The organism is Streptomyces sp. NPDC059373 (genome assembly GCF_042751495.1).
In the GTDB taxonomy this organism is placed as follows: Bacteria; Actinomycetota; Actinomycetes; order Streptomycetales; family Streptomycetaceae; genus Actinacidiphila.
On the sequence record NZ_JBHYXC010000077.1, the window covers coordinates 1 to 16,637 of the forward strand.

A 16,637-nucleotide genomic window follows, 5' to 3' on the forward strand; every position below is an offset into this window, starting at 1 on the left:
TCGTGGGGGTGGTTGCGTTAGTGGCGGTGGCGGCGGCGGTTGGGCCGGGGGGGGTGCCCGTCGCGGGGGCGGGGGCCCGGGGGGGGGGCCGGGGGGGGGGTGCTGCGCCGGGGGCCCCGGGGGCGCGGGGGGGGGGGCGGGTGTGGGGGGCGGTTCCCCCCCCCCGCCACCACAAACGACGGCTAGATGACGACGAGGCAGCTCGCCTTGTTGTCGAATCCGTTGTTGGAGAAGTCGCGGTCACTGCTTTCCTTGGCGGCGTTGTACTGCTCGCCGCTGCAGTCCCCGTCCTGGTAGAGCGCGACACGGTGGCTCATGTTGTTGATCATCGAGCTGGCGTTGTCGCCGACCGTGACGCCGTTGTTGAATTTGTGGTCGCCCAGATGCTTGGTCGTGGAGGTGAACACGGCCCGGCCGCCCTCGTAGTTGTCGTGCTGGAACAGACAGAAACTGTTCGCGGGGCACGCGCCGTTGTCGGCCTGGGCGGCCGGGCCGAAAGCGACCAGCCCGACGACGCTCAGCGACAGGGCACCGACGCTCATGGCAATCTTGCGCATCATATGTCGTTCCTTTGCATCCATCCCGATGGACAACGCGGAAATCCGCGTCAGGAACGAGTACAGCCGCCTGTGGCCGCAATTGACAGATGATTCGATCAGATTCGAACCGAACGGCAAAAGGACTACGCAAAGCCTACGCGGCGGGCTCTTCCGCCGGGGCGCGGAGGCCGGCGTCCCACTTTTCCTCGATGCGGCCGTATTTCCAGACGGCGAGGGCGACGGCCCAGGTGGCGGCGAAGAGGCCGACGATCCAGAAGCCGACGGTGTTGAGGTCGACGGAGGAGACGGAGTCCCAGAAGGGGCCGGTGAGGGAGAGCTTGTCGGCGAGGATCGAGAGGAGTTCGATGCCGCCGATGATGAGGGCGACGGCGATGGAGAGCCCGGTGATGGTGAGGTTGTAGTAGACCTTGCGGACCGGCTTGGAGAAGGCCCAGCCGTAGGCGAAGTTCATGAACGAGCCGTCGATGGTGTCGAGCAGGGACATGCCGGCGGCGAAGAGCACGGGAAGGCAGAGGATCGCGTACCAGGGGAGGCCGGAGGCCACCGAGCCGGCGGCGAGGACCAGGAGGCTGATCTCGGTGACGGTGTCGAAGCCGAGGCCGAAGAGGATGCCGAGGGGGTACATCTGCCAGGGGCGGCGGATGGCGCGGGTGGCACGGCCGAGGATGCGGTTCATGAGGCCGCGGTTGTTGAGGTGCTGCTCCAACTGCGCCTCGTCGTAGGTGCCGCGGCGCATGTCGCGGAAGACCTTGCCGAGGCCGACCAGGATGACCAGGTTGATGGCCGCGATGAGCAGCAGGAAGGCGCCGGACACGAAGGTGCCGATGAGGCCGCCGACCTGGTGGAGGCGGGAGTTGTCGTCGGAGAGGCCGGTGCCGACGGCCTTGACGCCCAGGGCGAGCAGGAAGGTGAGCCCGAAGACGACCGAGGAGTGGCCGAGCGAGAACCAGAAGCCCACGGACAGCGGCCGCTTGCCGTCCGCCATGAACTTGCGGGTGGTGTTGTCGATGGCGGCGATGTGGTCGGCGTCGAAGGCGTGGCGCAGGCCGAGCGTGTAGGCGGTGAGGCCGGTGCCGAAGCCGAAGGCGCCGCCCGCGAGTTGGTAGTGCCCGGGGACGACGACCAGGGCGAGGATGCCGAAGCCGACGAGGTGCAGCAGCAGGACGAAGCCGGCCATGCCGCCGAGCCCGGCCCACTCGCGGCGGGTGAGGGCCATGCGGGAGGGGTTTGCTGTCAGGGCCACGGGGTCCTCGCGGTGCTCGGGGATCGTTATTGCGTATCGTACGCAATAACGATCTCCTTGCATACGGCGGGTCCGATCAGTCGACGGTGACGACGATCTTTCCCCGGGTGTGCCCCTGCGCGTTGAGCCGCTGGGCGTCGGCCGCCCGCTCCAGCGGGAAGCTCGCCGCGACCTCGACGCCGACGACGCCGCGCTCGGCCAGCTCGCTCAGCGCCGCGAGGTCGTCCGGGTCGGGGCGGACCCAGAAGAAGCGGCCGCCGAGGCCGAGGACGGCCGGGTCGGTGATCGAGACCAGCCGGCCGCCGACGGCGAGCAGGTCGGGCGAGACGGTGAGCGCCTCGCCGCCGACGAGGTCGAGGACGGCGTCCACGCCATCCGGCGCCAGGGCGGTGACGCGCTGCGCGAGCCCGTCCCCGTACACGACCGGCTCGGCGCCGAGCGAGCGCAGGTAGTCGTGGTTGCGCTCGCTCGCGGTGCCGATGACGCGGGCGCCGAGGTGCACGGCGATCTGGACGGCGATGGACCCGACCCCGCCGGCGGCGGCGTGCACGAGGACGGTCTCGCCCTTGCCGAGGCGGATCGCCTTGACCAGTGCCTGGTAGCCGGTGAGCCCGGCCAGCGGAAGGCCGGCCGCCTGCTCGAAGCCGAGGTTCGCCGGCTTGCGGGCCAGGGTGCGGACGGGGGCGGCGACGTATTCGGCGAAGGTGCCCCGGGAGAGGAAGTCCTCGCGTACGTAGCCGATGACCTCGTCGCCCTCCTCGTACTCGACGGCGTCCACACCGGGCCGTACGACGACGCCGGAGACGTCCCAGCCCGGGACGACGGGGAAGACCGGGTCCATGAGGCCGTCCATCAGGCCGGCCTGGGCCTTCCAGTCAATGGGGTTGACCGCGGCGGCCCTGACCCTGACCAGGACCGAGTCGGGGCCGACCTTGGGTTCGGGGAGATCCCCGTACTCCAGGACCTCGGGTCCGCCGTACGCGCGATAGCTGACAGCCTTCATGGCACGTTCCTCAGACGGTGACGGTGACGGACGTGGTCTCAGCCTCGACCGGCTCCGGGGCTTCCGCCACCGCTGCCGGGGTGCGCAGGCCGAGCCAGGCGACCAGGGCCACAAGGCTCAGAGCCACGGTCGCGATGACGAAGCTCAGCGTGAACTGGGACTCGGCGGGCAGCGCCGGATAGCCGGCCGGGAGGTGGGCGACGGTCTTGGAGGCGAGCACCGTGGTGATCACAGCGGTGCCGATGGCGCTGCCGGTGGACCGGGAGATGGAGTTGATGCCGTTGGCGATACCGCTCTGGTGGTGCGGGACGCTCGCCATGATCACTGCGGGCATCGCCGCGTAGCCGAAGCTGATCGCCACGCCGATGAGCATCCCGGCGCCGATGACCGACGCGCCGTGGGAGTGGTCGACGGCGATCCACGCGAAGCCGGCGGCACCGAAGGCCGAGGCCAGGGCGAGGACGAGGCGCGGGCCGTGGCGGCGCACCAACTGGCCGCCGACGGGGGCGGCGAGCAGCGACATGATGGCGCTGGGCAGCAGATACGCGACGGAGGCCCGCAGGATCGAGGCGTCGAAGCCGAAGCCGGCGACCTTCGAGGGCATCTGGACGAGATACGAGATGCCGATGAAGGACGTGAAGGAGCCGAAGCCGACCAGCAGTCCGGCGGCGTTGGCGAAGAGCACCGGGCGGTGCACGAACATCCGCATGTCGACGAGCGGTTCGCGGACCCTGAGCTCGACCAGGACCCACACCGCCGCCATGACGACCGCGCCGGCGAAGGAACCGATCGTACGGGCGGAGGACCAGCCCCACTCGTGGCCCTGGGTGATGGGCAGCAGGAGCAGCACGAGCGTCGCGGCCAGGCTCAGCGCGCCGAGGACATCGGTGCGGCCGCCGGTCTTCTGGCGGGTGGCGGGGACCAGGAGGACGACCGCGACCAGGGCGATGGCGGCCAGGGCGGTGGCCAGCCAGAAGGCGCTGCGGTAGTCGGGGTGGTGGCCGGAGGTGAGCAGGCCGACGGCGACCAGCGCCAGGCCGCTGCCGAATGCCAGGGTGCCGCTGACCAGGGCCATGGCGCCGGGGAGCTTCGCCGGGCGAATCTCCTCGCGCAGTACGGACAGCGCCAGCGGGAAGATCGCGGTCGCGGCGCCCTGGAGCACGCGGCCGACGATGAGCCATCCGAGGGAGTGGGTGGTGGCGGCGAGCACGGAGCCGGCGACCATCACGACGAGGACGGCGACGAGGGTCGGCTTCTTGCCGTGCTGATCCCCGAAGCGGCCGAGCAGCGGGGTGAAGACGGCGGCCGAGAGCAGGGTGGCGGTGGTGACCCAGCTGGCGTTGGCGGTGGTGGTGCCGAGGCTGGTCTGGATCAGCGTGAGGATCGGCACGACCAGGGTCTGCATCATCGCGACGACCATGGCGGCCAGGCTCAGCGCGAAGACGATGACCGTCTCGTTTCTGGGCTTGTCGAGGGTTTTCATGAGTGGGTCGGTCCGTCCGGGGCTCAGGGGTTACTTAACGATGTCGATGCTTGAGATCGTCAAGCAACTCGATCGACGGTAAACGTCGATAGTTAAGGTCGTCAAGTTAATGATTCAGATCCTCAAGCATCCTGAGTACACTCGAACCATGAGTGCCCCCGCCCCCGCCGCTGCAGCCGCCGCTGCGGTATCTGCCCCCACGAAGATCCAGCTGCTCGAACTGCTCGCCGCCATCGGCACCGCCCAGTGGCAGGACTTCGCCGCGGCCGCCGCCCGCCACGGCCTGACCTCCATGCAGGCCAAGGTCCTCGCCCAACTGCACGGCCCCGTGCCCATGCGCGGCCTCGCCGAGGCCCTGGTGTGTGACGCGTCCAACATCACCGGCATCGTCGACCGGCTGGAGTCCCACGGCTTCGTACGCCGTGAGGTCAGCCCCGCCGACCGCCGCGTCAAGCACGTCGTCGCCACCGACCTCGGCCGCGAGACCATCCGCCGCGTACGCGAGGAGATGCAGGCCACCCACGGCGCGCTCGACACCCTGGAGGACGAGGAGCGCGCGACGCTCTACGGCCTGCTGGAGCGACTGCGGCCCGTGATGGAGGACCGCGACCCCGAACGCGACACCGACCGCGACCGCGATACCGACCGCGACTGACCGCGCAGCGGCGGCACGAGAGCGCGTACGGCCCGGTCCGCGAATCCGGGCTCGCTCCCGATCGTACGGATCAGTTGCTCGCGCACGGCGCGGCTGCGGCCGGCCTCGACGAGGGCGAGGGACTCGGCCAGCGCTGAGGGCAGTCCGTCGTGCCGCCAGGGCGCGGCGGTGTCCTCGTCGAACCAGCGGTAGGGCGGGAAGCTGGGCTGGACCTTCGTCTGGTCGTTGCCGAAGTAGCCCCATGCGCCGTACGCCAGCGACACGTTGACGACGTGACCGGCCGGCAGGGTGCGGGCCCAGCCGTCCTCGGTGTGCTGCTGCCAGCGCCAGGTGTTGGGGCTGGTCTTCTCCCGGATGGTCACGCCGACGTAGCGCAGCTTGCGGCGGATCACCGGCCAGGACTCGCGGCTCTCCTCGATCCAGTCGGCGAGCGCGCCGTGCAGGACGTCATACGTGCCGCCCCGGTGGACCACGTCCACGAGTGCGATGGGACGGTCCCGGCGGGCCAGGGCGTGGGGCTCGAGCCCGACGGCCGCCAGATGCTCGCGGAAGCGGCGTACGACCACCGGGTCCCAGCCGCGACGCGTGAGCCGGAGCGACAGCGGGAGCCGAAGCAGCCGGGGGCGGGCCGGGGCCGGGGCGCCCTCGAAGGCGCCGGTGAGCAGGTCGTGCATGCTGTCCAGCGAGCGCCCCACGAAGCACAGATCGGCCCCGCCGGCGCGGGCCAGCACCTTGCCGGCGCACTCCGTGAGCGCGGGCAGGTACCAGAGCGGGGGCGGCTCCGCGCCGTCCGTGAGCGCGCCGAGGCGGTCCGGCGGGGCACCCCCGGCGGACGAGAACGTCCAGCGGAAGGGCTGGGGCGGTGGCGTCGGCACAGGCACCATTTCACCGCCCCGGTCCCCCGCAGGTCACCCGGTTTTCCCGCCGGTACGCTACGCGCTGGCAGGAAGGCCCACTCACCCATGTATCTGATCACCGGTATCCCGGCATCCGGAAAGTCCACGGTGGCACGGGAGTTGGCCGGGCGGCTGCCGCGCTCCGCGCATGTGAACGGCGACGTGTTCCGGCGGATGGTGGTCGGCGGGCGCGCGGAGATGACCCCCGCGCTGGACGGGGAGGCACTGCGTCAGCTGCGACTGCGGCACGAGATCGCGGCGGCGGCGGCGGACGCGTACGCGGCGGCGGGATTCGTACCGGTGCTGCAGGACGTGATACTCGGTGACGAACTGGCCCGGACCATCTCCCTGATCCGTACGCGGCCGCTGCATGTGATCGTCCTGGCCCCCAGCCCGGGCGCCGTCGCCCAGCGGGAGGCGGGCCGGCGCAAGACCGCCTACGGCGCCTGGACGCCGGCCGACCTGGACCGGGCGCTACACGAGGAGACGCCGCGGTTCGGGCTGTGGCTGGACACCACGGACCAGACCCCCGCCGAGACGGTGGACGCGATCCTGCGGCACGCGGCGCCCTGAACCCCACTGCTACGGACCGCTGCTGCGGACCGCCGCTACGGGCCGCCACTACGGAGCGAGGATGTCCAGCTCCGCGAGCGCCCCGACGCAGATCTCCCGCATGAGCCGTTCCGCCGCCACCGCGTCGCGGGCACGGACGGCCTCGGCGACCCGGACGTGCAGGGTGACCGCCGCCGGATCGGGGGTGGAGAACATGACGTGGTGTTCGGTGCGGCCGGTGAGGACCTCGGCGACGACGTCCCCGAGGCGGGCGAACATCTCGTTGCCCGAGGCCCGCAGCATGACGCGGTGGAACGCCACGTCGTGCACCAGGTAGGCCGTCAGGTCCGAGGCTCGGCCGGCGGCGGCCATGTCGGCGGCCAGGACGGTCAGTTCGCGGCACTGGTCGGGGGTCGCGGCGACGGCGGCAAGGCCCGCGGCGACGGGTTCGACGGCCGTACGGAGCATGGTGAGCGACCGTAGCTGGCGCGGGCGGTCGGCGCCCGCGAGACGCCAGCGAATCACGGCGGGGTCGAACACGTTCCATTCCTCGGCCGGCCGCACCGTGATGCCGACCCGGCGGCGCGACGCGACCAGGTGCATGGCCTCCAGCACCCGGACGGCCTCGCGGACGACGGTGCGCGAGACGCCGTAACGCTGCTCCAGCTCGTCGATGCGCAGAACCGTGCCCGGCGGATACGCGCCGGATGCGATGGCAGGGCCGAGCTCCGCCAGGACCTGCGCGTGCAGGCCGCCGCCTTCTCCCTGCTGTGCCGTCGCCATGACCGACAGCCTAAGCAGGGAACCCTTCGTATGACGATTTGGTTTCGGACTCTTGAATAAGTAGTACCTATGGCGTTTCCTGAGCGCATCGCGCGGACGAGGAGGTACCAGCGCATGACTGCGGCAGAAAAGGCCGAGGAGCAGCGCCCCGTGGTGGTCGTCATGGGGGTGTCCGGATCGGGCAAGTCGACGGTGGGCGGGCTGATCGCACAGCGGCTCGGCGTTCCGTACGCCGAGGCGGACGATTTCCACCCGGCCGCCAACATCGCCAAGATGTCGGCCGGCCACCCGCTGGACGACGCCGACCGGGCGCCCTGGCTGGACGCCATCGCGGAATGGATCACGGCCCGTGCGGGCAAGGGCGGCGTGGTCAGCTGCTCCGCGCTCAGGCGCCGCTACCGCGACCGGCTGCGGGCCGACGCACCGGACCTCTTCTTTCTTCACCTCGACGGTCCGCGTGAACTGATCGCCGCGCGGCTCGCCGCGCGCATGGAGCACTTCATGCCCCCGGGGCTGCTGCGCTCCCAGTTCGACGCCCTGGAGCCGCTCGACCCGGACGAGGCCGGGGCGGTGGTCTCCATCGCGGGCGGCCGGGACCAGATCGCCGAGCGCGCGATGGCCGCTCTCCCCACTGGCCTCTCCGACGGACCTGACCTTCTCTGACGGCCTTCCCTGACGGATCCCTTCCCTGACGGACCTTCCCTGACGGACCTTCCCTGACGGATCCCTTCCCTGACGGACCTTTCCTTACGGATACACGGATAACGGAGTACGTACGTGTCTGCACTCAGCGTCGAGTTGCTGGCCGCGCCCTCGGCCACGGAATTCATCACCAGTGCCGGTGATGCCCGGCTGGGCATCGCGGCCCTGGCCGGCATCGCCACGATCATCCTGCTGATCACCCGCTGGAAGATGCACGCCTTCCTGGCCCTGACCATCGGCACCGGCGTGCTCGGGGCGGTCGCCGGGGCCCCGCTCGCGAAGACGATCACCAGCTTCACCACCGGCCTGGGCACCACCGTGGCGGGCGTCGGCGTGCTCATCGCGCTCGGCGCGATACTGGGCAAGCTGCTCGCCGATTCAGGCGGTGCGGACCAGATCGTCGACACGATCCTGGCCAGGACCAGCGAGCGGCGGCTGCCGTGGGCGATGGCACTGATCGCCGGGCTGATCGGGCTGCCGCTCTTCTTCGAGGTCGGCATCGTCCTGCTGATCCCGGTGGTCCTGCTGGTCGCCCGGCGCGGCAACCAGTCCCTGATGCGGGTCGGCATCCCGGCGCTGGCCGGCCTGTCCGTCATGCACGGCCTGGTGCCGCCGCACCCGGGCCCGCTGGCGGCGATCGACTCCATCAAGGCCGACCTCGGCACCACGCTGGCGCTCGGCGTCCTGATCGCGCTGCCGACGGTGGCCATCGCCGGACCGCTCTTCGGCCGGGTCGCCGACCGCTGGGTCAAGGTCACGCCGCCCGAGCACCTCACTCCGCCCCGCGCGTCGGACGACCTGGAGAAGCGGCCGAGCTTCGCGGCGACCGTGGCCACGATGCTGCTGCCGGTCGTGCTGATGCTGCTCAAGGCGCTGGTCGACGTCCTGGAGAAGGACCAGGGCAGCCTGGTCTACCGGATCTTCGACGTCATCGGCTCGCCGCTGATCGCGCTGCTGTCCGCCGTCGTGCTCGGGATGTTCACCCTCGGCCGCGCGGCCGGCTTCAGCAAGGAGCGGATCTCCAAGACGGTCGAGAAGTCGCTCGGCCCGATCGCCGGGATCCTCCTGATCGTCGGCGCGGGCGGCGGCTTCAAGCAGACCCTGATCGACTGCGGCGTCGGCCAGATGATCCTCAACTGGTCGCAGAGCTGGAACATCTCGCCCCTGCTGCTGGCCTGGCTGATCGCGGTCCTGATCCGGGTCTCCACCGGCTCCGCCACCGTCGCGACCATCTCCGCCGCGGGCCTGGTCGCCCCGCTCGCCGCCGACATGTCCTCGACCCACACCGCCCTGCTGGTGCTGGCCGTCGGCGCCGGTTCGCTGTTCTTCTCGCACGTCAACGACGCCGGATTCTGGCTGGTGAAGGAGTACTTCGGGATGACGGTCCCGCAGACCCTCAAGTCGTGGTCGGTGATGGAGACGATCATCTCGGTGGTGGCCCTGGGCTTCGTTCTGCTGCTCTCGCTGGTTGTTTAGGCCAGGCCGAGGACCGCTCCCTTCCGCTGGCGCCCTTCCCTGGTAGGTTCCGTCCGGGCCACCAGAGAAGGGCGCAGGCATGCCGGGCACCACGACCGAGCCGTATCTCACCGAACTCGCCAGCGGCGTACACGCGTACGTACAACCGGACGGCGGCTGGTGCCTCAGCAACGCCGGGTTCGTCAGCGACGGGCGTACGACCCTGCTGGTCGACACCGCCGCCACCGAGCGCCGTACCCGGCTGCTGCGCGACGCGCTGCTGGCCACGGGCGCGCCGATGCCGTCGTACGTGGTGAACACCCATCACCACGGCGACCACACCTACGGGAACACGCTGTTCGCCGGCGAGGCCGAGATCGTCGGGCACGCCGCCTGCGTGAAGGAGCAGGTGGCCGCCGGTCACCAACTGCACATGATCTGGCCGGAGGTGGAGTACGGCGAGGTCCCGATCACGCCGCCCACGGTCACCTACGAGGACCGGATGGACCTGGAGGCCGGCGGCACCGAGGTGCGGCTGATCCACCCGGGGCCGGCTCACACGATCGGGGACACCATCGTGTGGCTGCCGGAGCACCGGATCGTGTTCACCGGGGACCTGGTCTTCAACGGCGGGACGCCCTTCGTGCCGTTCGGGTCGCTGAGCGGTTCGCTGCGGGCGCTGGGCCTGCTGCGGTCGCTGGACGCCGAGATCGTCGTGCCCGGGCACGGCGCGGTATGCGATCCGGGCGCGTACGACGTCGTGGAACGCTATCTGCACTACGTGGCCGCGCTCGCCGCCGAGGGGCGCGCAGCCGGGCGTACGCCGCTGGAGACGGCGCGGACCGCCGAACTCGGGGAGTTCGCCGAACTGGCCGAGCCGGAGCGGCTGGTCGCCAATCTGCACCGCGCCTACGCGGAGATGGACGGCCTGCCGCTCGGCATCCCGCTGGACCTGGTGGCCGTGCTCACCGACATGGCGGCGATGAACGGCGGCCGGATCCCAGCCTGCCACGCCTGAGCCCCGCCCGCGCGGTCTCTTACCAGCGCGGCACGGGCGGGGTCTCCCAGCCGGGCTCGGCCTTGCGCATGGCGGCGGCGTCGTCGCGGTCGCGCATCGTGCCGTCGTCGTCCAGCCAGCGCCGGTGGAAGGCGGGCAGCGCCTCGTGGTCGAGCTCGACGCCGAGGCCGGGGGCGTCGGAGACGGTGAGGCGGCCGCCGGTGAACTCGTGCGGGCGGGTGATGACGTCCTCGGTCTGCCAGGGGTAGTGGGAGTCGCAGGCGTAGTCGAGGTTGGGAACGGTCGAGGCGACGTGCGTCATCGCGGCGAGGCTGATGCCCAGGTGGGTGTTGGAGTGCATGGACAGCCCGACCCCGAAGGTCCGGCAGATCGCGGCCAGTTCGCGGGTGTTGCGCAGCCCGCCCCAGTAGTGGTGGTCGGAGAGCACGACCTGTACGGCGCCCTTGGTGAAGGCCTCGGCGATCTCGGGGAACGTCGTCACGCACATGTTGGTGGCCAGCGGCACGTCGGTGCGCGCCGCGACCTCGGCCATGCGGGCGGTGCCGCTGGTCGGGTCCTCCAGGTATTCCAGTACGCCGCCGAGTTGTTCGGCCACATACAGCGAGGTCTCCACGGACCAGGCGCCGTTGGGGTCCAGCCGCAGCGCCTTGCCGGGAAAGGCCTCGGCGAGGGCGCGGATGGCGGCGATCTCCTCGTCGGGCGGGAAGACGCCGCCCTTGAGCTTGAAGGACGTGAAGCCGTACTCCCGGGCGAACCGCTGCGCCTGGGCGACCACCCCGGCCGGGTCGAGGGCCGCACCCCAGTCGTCCTTGGGTGTCTGGCCGCCGCTCGGGCCGTCCGGATGCCCGGCCCAGCGGTAGAAGAGGTAGGCGCTGTAGTCGACGGTCTCCCGGACCTTGCCGCCGAGCAGCGCGTGCACGGGCAGGCCGAGGGACTTGCCGAGGGCGTCGAGGCAGGCCACCTCGAAGCCGGAGACGACGGACAGCCGCAGCTTGTCGGCGGTCTGTACGCCGCGCAGCCCGCCGACGTCCACCGAGTCCGACACGCCCTCCGGGTCGCCGCAGACGAGGGCGGCGAGCGTGAAGAGGCTGTTCAGATCGCTGACCTGGCAGCCGACCAGCGCGTCGGCGAGCGGCCTGGCGAGGTCGAGGAACCGCGTGTCGCCGTACGTCTCGCCGACGCCGGTGACGCCGCCTGCCGTGTCGACCTCGATGATCAGGCGTGGGGTGTACGGCTGGTGGACGCCCTGCGTATTGAGCAGCGGCGGGTCCGCGACGAGGATGGGAGTGAGCCGGATCCCGGCGATCGTCAGGTCGCTGCGTTCCGACACCCTGCCACCTCACCTGTTCACGTACATGGACGCTATGTGCGTACTCGAACAGACCCTAGATCGCCCCAGGAGAGAGCGTCAAGGACGTCCACCCCCGGACTGGACGACATACCGACTGGTCGGCATGATGGGTGGGGCCAGGCATCGATCAGGCGCGAGGAGCGTTGATGAGCGGGACGGACAACCCACCGGGGCTCGACCTCGGGCGGCTGCGTGAGCATCTCGACCGGGAGCGGCCCGGGCTGGTCCAGGGCGCGCTGCAAGCGGATCTGATCGAGGGCGGCCGGTCGAATCTGACATACGCCGTCACGGACGGCACCTCCCGGTGGGTCGTACGCAGGCCCCCGCTCGGGCACGTACTGGCGACCGCTCACGACATGACACGCGAGCACCGGGTGATCAGCGCCCTGCACGACACGCCGGTGCCGGTGCCGGGCACGGTGCTGCTCTGCGAGGACGAGACGGTGATCGGGTCGCCGTTCTACGTCATGGAGTACGTGGACGGGGTGCCGTACCGGTTCGCCGACCAGCTGGCGGCGCTCGGGCCCGAGCGGACGCGGAGCGTCGTGTTCGGGCTGGTGGACGCGCTGGTGGCGCTGCACGCCGTGGACCCCGAGCAGGTCGGGCTGGCGGACTTCGGGCGGCCGGAAGGCTTCCTGGAGCGGCAGTTGAGGCGGTGGGGGAAGCAGCTGGCCGCGTCGCGAAGCCGGGAGCTGGCGGGCATCGACGAGCTGCACGATGGACTGGCGAAGGCGCTGCCCGCCTCGGGTCCGGCGACGGTCGTACACGGCGACTACCGCCTGGACAACGTGCTGGTCGGCAAGGACGACGACCGCATCAAGGCCATCCTGGACTGGGAGATGTCCACGCTCGGCGACCCGCTCACCGACCTCGGGCTGCTCGTGATGTACAGCGACCGCGAGGTGCCGGCCGACTCCCCGGTGCCGTCCGCGAGCGCCGCCCCCGGCCACCCGACCTCGCACGAGGTCATCGCGCGCTACGCCGAGGGCTCGGGACGCGACGTGTCCGCCATCGGCTGGTACACCGCCTTCGCGTACTTCAAGCTCGCGGTCATCGCCGAGGGCATCCACTACCGCTACACGCTCGGGCAGACCCTCGGCGCCGGCTTCGACCGCATCGGCGGTCTCGTCCCCGGCCTCATCGAGCGGGGCCTGAGCATCCTTCAGGAAGGCTGAGCCGCAATGGACTTCTCGTACGACGCCCGCACCGAGGAGCTGCGCGAGCGGCTGCTCACCTTCATGGACGAGTACGTGTACCCCGCCGAACCGGTCTTCGCGCAGCAGCTTGAGGAGGCCGTGGGCGACGCGCGCTGGGCCGCGCCGCCGGTGGTGGAGGAACTCAAGGGCGAGGCGAAGCGGCAGGGGCTGTGGAACCTCTTTCTTGTAAACCAGCACAGCCTCCCCGGCGAGCGGGGCGCGGGGCTGACCAACCTGCAGTACGCGCCGCTGGCCGAGATCACCGGCCGCAGCCTGCACCTCGCGCCGCCCGCGCTCAACTGCGCCGCGCCCGACACCGGCAACATGGAGGTGCTCAACGAGTTCGGCAGCGAGCAACAGCGCAAGGCCTGGCTGGAGCCGCTGCTCGCCGGTGAGATCCGTTCGGCTTTCGCGATGACCGAGCCGGACGTCGCCTCGTCGGATGCCACGAACATCGAGACCCGGATCGAGCGGGACGGCGACGACTATGTCGTCAACGGCCGCAAGTGGTACATCTCCGGGGCCATGAACCCGGACTGCCGGATCTTCATCGTCATGGGCAAGTCCGACCCGTCCGCTGAGCGGCACCGCCAGCAGAGCATGATCCTCGTGCCGCGCGACACCCCCGGTGTCGATGTCCGGCGCGGCATGCGGGTGTTCGGCTACGACGACGGGGACCACGGCGGCCACGCCGAGGTCGTCTTCACCGATGTGCGGGTGCCCGCCGACAATCTCGTCGGCGAGGAGGGCGGCGGCTTCGCCATCGCCCAGGCCCGGCTGGGGCCGGGGCGCATCCACCACTGCATGCGGCTGATCGGCATGGCCGAGCGGGCGGTTGAGCTGATGTGCCGGCGGGCGGCGGGGCGGGTCGCCTTCGGCAAGCCACTTGCCGCGCAGGGCGTCGTTCAGGAGTGGATCGCCGAAGCGCGGGTCGAGATCGAGCAGTTGCGGCTGCTGGTGCTCAAGACCGCTTGGCTGATGGACACCGTCGGCAACCGCGGTGCGCACACCGAGATCCAGGCCATCAAGATCGCCACCCCGCAGAAGGTCGGGCTCATCCTCGACCGCGCCGTCCAGGTGCACGGCGCGGGTGGCGTCAGCCAGGACTTCCCGCTCGCGGAGATGTGGGCGGCGGCGCGGACGCTGCGCTTGGCCGACGGGCCGGACGAGGTGCACAAGCGGTCGCTGGCGCGGCGGGAGCTGAAGCGGTACCAGTAGCGTCGGTGAGCCGCTACGCCCTGCCCGGTGGATGGTGGGTGGTGGGTGCCGGTCCGGGGCCTCCGGGGCTGGGGGTCCTGGACCGACATATTTACGTGCGTGACGGGTCCTCCGTTGCCTTGCCCGGCATGCCGCACACAAATATGCGGAGCGTCCAGAACCCCCACCCCTCCGACCCCGGACCTCCCCGCCTCGTTGCCTACCGGGTGGGTGGGTGGGTGAGGTGGGTGGCTCCGACCCCGGCCCTCCCCGCCGTCCTCCTCTGCTCCCCGCGTTCACCCGTGCGCGGGGGCTGTACGCCGACGTCGGCGACCGGCGCGGCCAGGCCCAGTCGCTGCGCGGCATCGGCCACGCGGAGCGCCTGAACGGCCGCTACGGCCGGGCCCGCGACCTGTCGGCGCAGATCGGCGACCGGCGCGGTGAGGCCGACATGCCCACCGAAGCCCGCGCCGCCTACGACGAGGCGCGCGGGATCTTCGGGCGGATCGGCAATTGGCGCGGGCTGGCCGGTGTCCTGCGCGGCCTGGGCGATCTGGCGCCTGCCGCCGAGGCCCGTCAGTCGGGCTGCGGATCTACGAGGAGCTGGGCGCCGGTGCTTCGGCGGATGAGTGCCGCGAGCAGTTGGCCCGACTCACGGGATGACGACCACGCGGCCGGTGGTCGTGCCGTCGGCGACGCGCTGGACGGCGTCGGCGGCGCCGGACAGCGGGAGGCGTTCGCTGACCAGGGGCTTGACGGCGCCCTCGGCGGCGAGGCGAGTGAGGGTGTCGTGGCAACGGCGGACGGCGGCGGGGTCCTGGGTGTTGTAGAGGCCCCAGTGGAGGCCGAGGATCGAGTAGTTCTTGACGAGGGCGTGGTTGAGGCCGGGGGCGGGGATGGTGCCGCTGGTGAAGCCGACGACGACGATGCGGCCCTCGAAGGCGATGCACTTGGTGGACCGGGTGTAGGCGTCGCCGCCGACCGGGTCGAAGACCACGTCGGCGCCATGGCCGCCGGTAGCCTCCTTGACGACGCCGACGAAGTCCTCGGCATGCCGGTCCACGACGATGTCGGCGCCCAACTCCCGTGCCGCCTTGGCCTTTTCGGGGCCGCCGACGACTCCGATGATGGTGGCCCCCGCGGCCTTTCCGATCTGGATGGCGGCGCTGCCGACTCCGCCGGCGGCGGCGTGGACGAGGAGGGTCTCCCCCGCCTGGAGGTTGGCGCGGCGGTGGAGGCCGAAGTAGGCGGTCTGGTAGCCGATGTGCAGGGCGGCGGCCTCGGCGTCGTCCAGCGCCTCGGGGGCCGGGAGGACGCCGGCGGCGGGGACGACGGCGAGTTCGGCGAAGGCGCCGCCGGGGAGGGCTGCGGGGGTGATGACGCGAGTACCGGGTTCGAGTCCCGTCACGCCGTCGCCGAGGCCTACGATCTCGCCGCACAGCTCCACGCCGGGTGTGAAGGGCAGCGGCGGGCGGATCTGGTACTGGCCCCGGCAGAGCATCGCGTCGGGGAAGTTGACGTTGGCGGCGCGCACGCGCACCAGGACCTGGCCGGGGCCGGGTTCGGGGTCCGGGACCTCGTCGAGGCGCATCGCCTCGCGCGGCTCACCGTTCTCGTGGACACGCCATGCCTTCACGGGGAACTCCGGTGGGGTTCAGGGCTGCCGTACGGAGTGCAGCAGCAGGTCTGCGTATTCGGTGGCCACCTGCTCGGCGGACAGCTGTCCGTCCTGGCGGTACCAGGTGCCGAGGTGGTGGACGGAGCCGAAGAAGTAGTCCACGACGAGGTCCGGGCTCAGGCCGGGGCGGAAGACGCCCCGGGCCTGGCCCTCTTCGACCAGGGCACGGAACTTCTCGTGGTAGCGGCGGCGGTCGGCCCGTACCGCCTTCTGCTTCTCGGGGCTGAGCTGGTGCATGGAGCGGAAGAAGATCTTGGTGTCGTCGAGGTTGGCGATGCTGGTGACGACGACGTCTGCGGCGGCCTCGAAGAGCCGGGCCTCGACGGGGTCGGGCTTGCCCCCGATCGCTTCGAGGCGCTCCATCTGAAGACGCAGCACGCGGCCGTAGATCTCGTGCAGCAGATCGTCCTTGCTGCCGAAGTAGTGGTAGAGCGCGCCCTTGGTCACGCCGGCCGCTTCGACGATCTCCTGGACGGAGGTCCGGTCGTAGCCGCGTTCGGCGAACAGTCGGGTGGCCTCGGCGAGCAGCCGCTGCGGAACCGCGGTCACCGCCTTGGTGGCCTTCGGGGTGGCGCTCGGGGTGGTGCTGCGTGCCATGGCCTTCGCCTGCCCTTTCTCCGTACCGGTGCACCCGCCAGCATACCGGTCGGTATGTGCGCCGTTAGGGCCTGTCCTGTGGATCTCCGTGGGAGAAGGAGCGGGGTCTGGCGCCTGTGATCGCAAGGCGGTGGGGGCACCCCCAGCCGCCAGGGCCGGGGGAGAAGGAGGCAACGCGGTGGGGGCACCTCCCAGCCGCCAGGCTGGGGGACGTCGTTGACTGACGACAACGCCGCGAGCTCCCCCAGCCCTGGGGGCTGGGAGGTGC

The 16,637-nt window shown here is 71.0% G+C and carries 16 protein-coding genes; 7 read left to right on the top strand and 9 right to left on the bottom strand.

What is annotated here, in order from left to right; genetic code table 11:
- Window positions 1-182: 182 nt before the first annotated feature.
- The 4 genes from ACFXJ5_RS40370 to ACFXJ5_RS40385 form a co-directional block, all read right to left on the bottom strand.
- Window positions 183-560 (bottom strand): peptidase inhibitor family I36 protein, encoded by a 378-nt coding sequence (locus ACFXJ5_RS40370; protein WP_384643248.1) that lies wholly within the window; start codon window positions 558-560, stop codon window positions 183-185.
- 133 nt (window positions 561-693) lie between these two features.
- Complete coding sequence (gene nicT, locus ACFXJ5_RS40375) at window positions 694-1,776, bottom strand: Nickel transporter NicT (protein WP_384643292.1); 1,083 nt, start codon at window positions 1,774-1,776, stop codon at window positions 694-696.
- A gap of 103 nt (window positions 1,777-1,879) precedes the next feature.
- Complete coding sequence (locus tag ACFXJ5_RS40380; protein WP_384643250.1) at window positions 1,880-2,806, bottom strand: NADP-dependent oxidoreductase; 927 nt, start codon at window positions 2,804-2,806, stop codon at window positions 1,880-1,882.
- 10 nt (window positions 2,807-2,816) lie between these two features.
- On the bottom strand, window positions 2,817-4,289 hold the full coding sequence (locus ACFXJ5_RS40385; protein ID WP_384643253.1) for an MFS transporter: 1,473 nt from the start codon (window positions 4,287-4,289) through the stop codon (window positions 2,817-2,819).
- Window positions 4,290-4,437: 148 nt separating this feature from the next.
- On the opposite strand from ACFXJ5_RS40385, the gene ACFXJ5_RS40390 reads away from it, so the two are divergent.
- Complete coding sequence (locus ACFXJ5_RS40390) at window positions 4,438-4,944, top strand: MarR family winged helix-turn-helix transcriptional regulator (protein ID WP_384643255.1); 507 nt, start codon at window positions 4,438-4,440, stop codon at window positions 4,942-4,944.
- On the opposite strand, the gene ACFXJ5_RS40395 is transcribed toward ACFXJ5_RS40390, so the two are convergent.
- Entirely contained in the window at window positions 4,854-5,819 is a 966-nt protein-coding gene (locus tag ACFXJ5_RS40395; RefSeq protein WP_384643258.1) for a hypothetical protein, read from the bottom strand. The two genes, ACFXJ5_RS40390 and ACFXJ5_RS40395, sit on opposite strands and share 91 nt — an antisense overlap.
- Window positions 5,820-5,906: 87 nt before the next feature.
- Between ACFXJ5_RS40395 and ACFXJ5_RS40400 the strand changes: the two genes are divergently transcribed.
- A complete protein-coding gene (locus tag ACFXJ5_RS40400; protein ID WP_384643261.1) occupies window positions 5,907-6,413 on the top strand; it encodes an AAA family ATPase in 507 nt (168 codons plus the stop codon).
- 48 nt (window positions 6,414-6,461) lie between these two features.
- Here the strand turns inward: ACFXJ5_RS40400 and ACFXJ5_RS40405 are convergent, their stop codons facing one another.
- A complete protein-coding gene (locus ACFXJ5_RS40405) occupies window positions 6,462-7,175 on the bottom strand; it encodes a FadR/GntR family transcriptional regulator (protein WP_384643264.1) in 714 nt (237 codons plus the stop codon).
- A 114-nt stretch (window positions 7,176-7,289) separates the two neighbouring features.
- Between ACFXJ5_RS40405 and ACFXJ5_RS40410 the strand changes: the two genes are divergently transcribed.
- From ACFXJ5_RS40410 to ACFXJ5_RS40420, 3 genes are all read left to right on the top strand, one after another.
- Window positions 7,290-7,838: a gluconokinase gene (locus ACFXJ5_RS40410; protein ID WP_384643267.1), complete on the top strand. Its 549-nt coding sequence runs from the start codon at window positions 7,290-7,292 to the stop codon at window positions 7,836-7,838.
- A 114-nt stretch (window positions 7,839-7,952) separates the two neighbouring features.
- On the top strand, window positions 7,953-9,353 hold the full coding sequence (locus ACFXJ5_RS40415) for a GntP family permease (RefSeq protein WP_384643270.1): 1,401 nt from the start codon (window positions 7,953-7,955) through the stop codon (window positions 9,351-9,353).
- Between the two features lie 79 nt (window positions 9,354-9,432).
- Window positions 9,433-10,350 (top strand): MBL fold metallo-hydrolase, encoded by a 918-nt coding sequence (locus ACFXJ5_RS40420; protein WP_384643274.1) that lies wholly within the window; start codon window positions 9,433-9,435, stop codon window positions 10,348-10,350.
- A 19-nt stretch (window positions 10,351-10,369) separates the two neighbouring features.
- On the opposite strand, the gene ACFXJ5_RS40425 is transcribed toward ACFXJ5_RS40420, so the two are convergent.
- Complete coding sequence (locus tag ACFXJ5_RS40425; protein WP_384643277.1) at window positions 10,370-11,680, bottom strand: glucarate dehydratase family protein; 1,311 nt, start codon at window positions 11,678-11,680, stop codon at window positions 10,370-10,372.
- A gap of 167 nt (window positions 11,681-11,847) precedes the next feature.
- Between ACFXJ5_RS40425 and ACFXJ5_RS40430 the strand changes: the two genes are divergently transcribed.
- Entirely contained in the window at window positions 11,848-12,876 is a 1,029-nt protein-coding gene (locus ACFXJ5_RS40430) for a phosphotransferase family protein (RefSeq protein ID WP_384643280.1), read from the top strand.
- A 6-nt stretch (window positions 12,877-12,882) separates the two neighbouring features.
- Window positions 12,883-14,115, top strand: a complete 1,233-nt coding sequence (locus ACFXJ5_RS40435) for an acyl-CoA dehydrogenase family protein (protein ID WP_384643283.1) — start codon at window positions 12,883-12,885, stop codon at window positions 14,113-14,115.
- Between the two features lie 631 nt (window positions 14,116-14,746).
- On the opposite strand, the gene ACFXJ5_RS40440 is transcribed toward ACFXJ5_RS40435, so the two are convergent.
- Together ACFXJ5_RS40440 and ACFXJ5_RS40445 are read right to left on the bottom strand one after the other, a co-directional pair.
- The gene (locus ACFXJ5_RS40440; protein ID WP_384643286.1) at window positions 14,747-15,730 is read right to left on the bottom strand and encodes an NADPH:quinone oxidoreductase family protein; all 984 of its coding nucleotides are present in this window, start codon (window positions 15,728-15,730) and stop codon (window positions 14,747-14,749) included.
- A gap of 18 nt (window positions 15,731-15,748) precedes the next feature.
- Complete coding sequence (locus tag ACFXJ5_RS40445; RefSeq protein WP_384643289.1) at window positions 15,749-16,369, bottom strand: TetR/AcrR family transcriptional regulator; 621 nt, start codon at window positions 16,367-16,369, stop codon at window positions 15,749-15,751.
- Window positions 16,370-16,637: the final 268 nt, after the last annotated feature.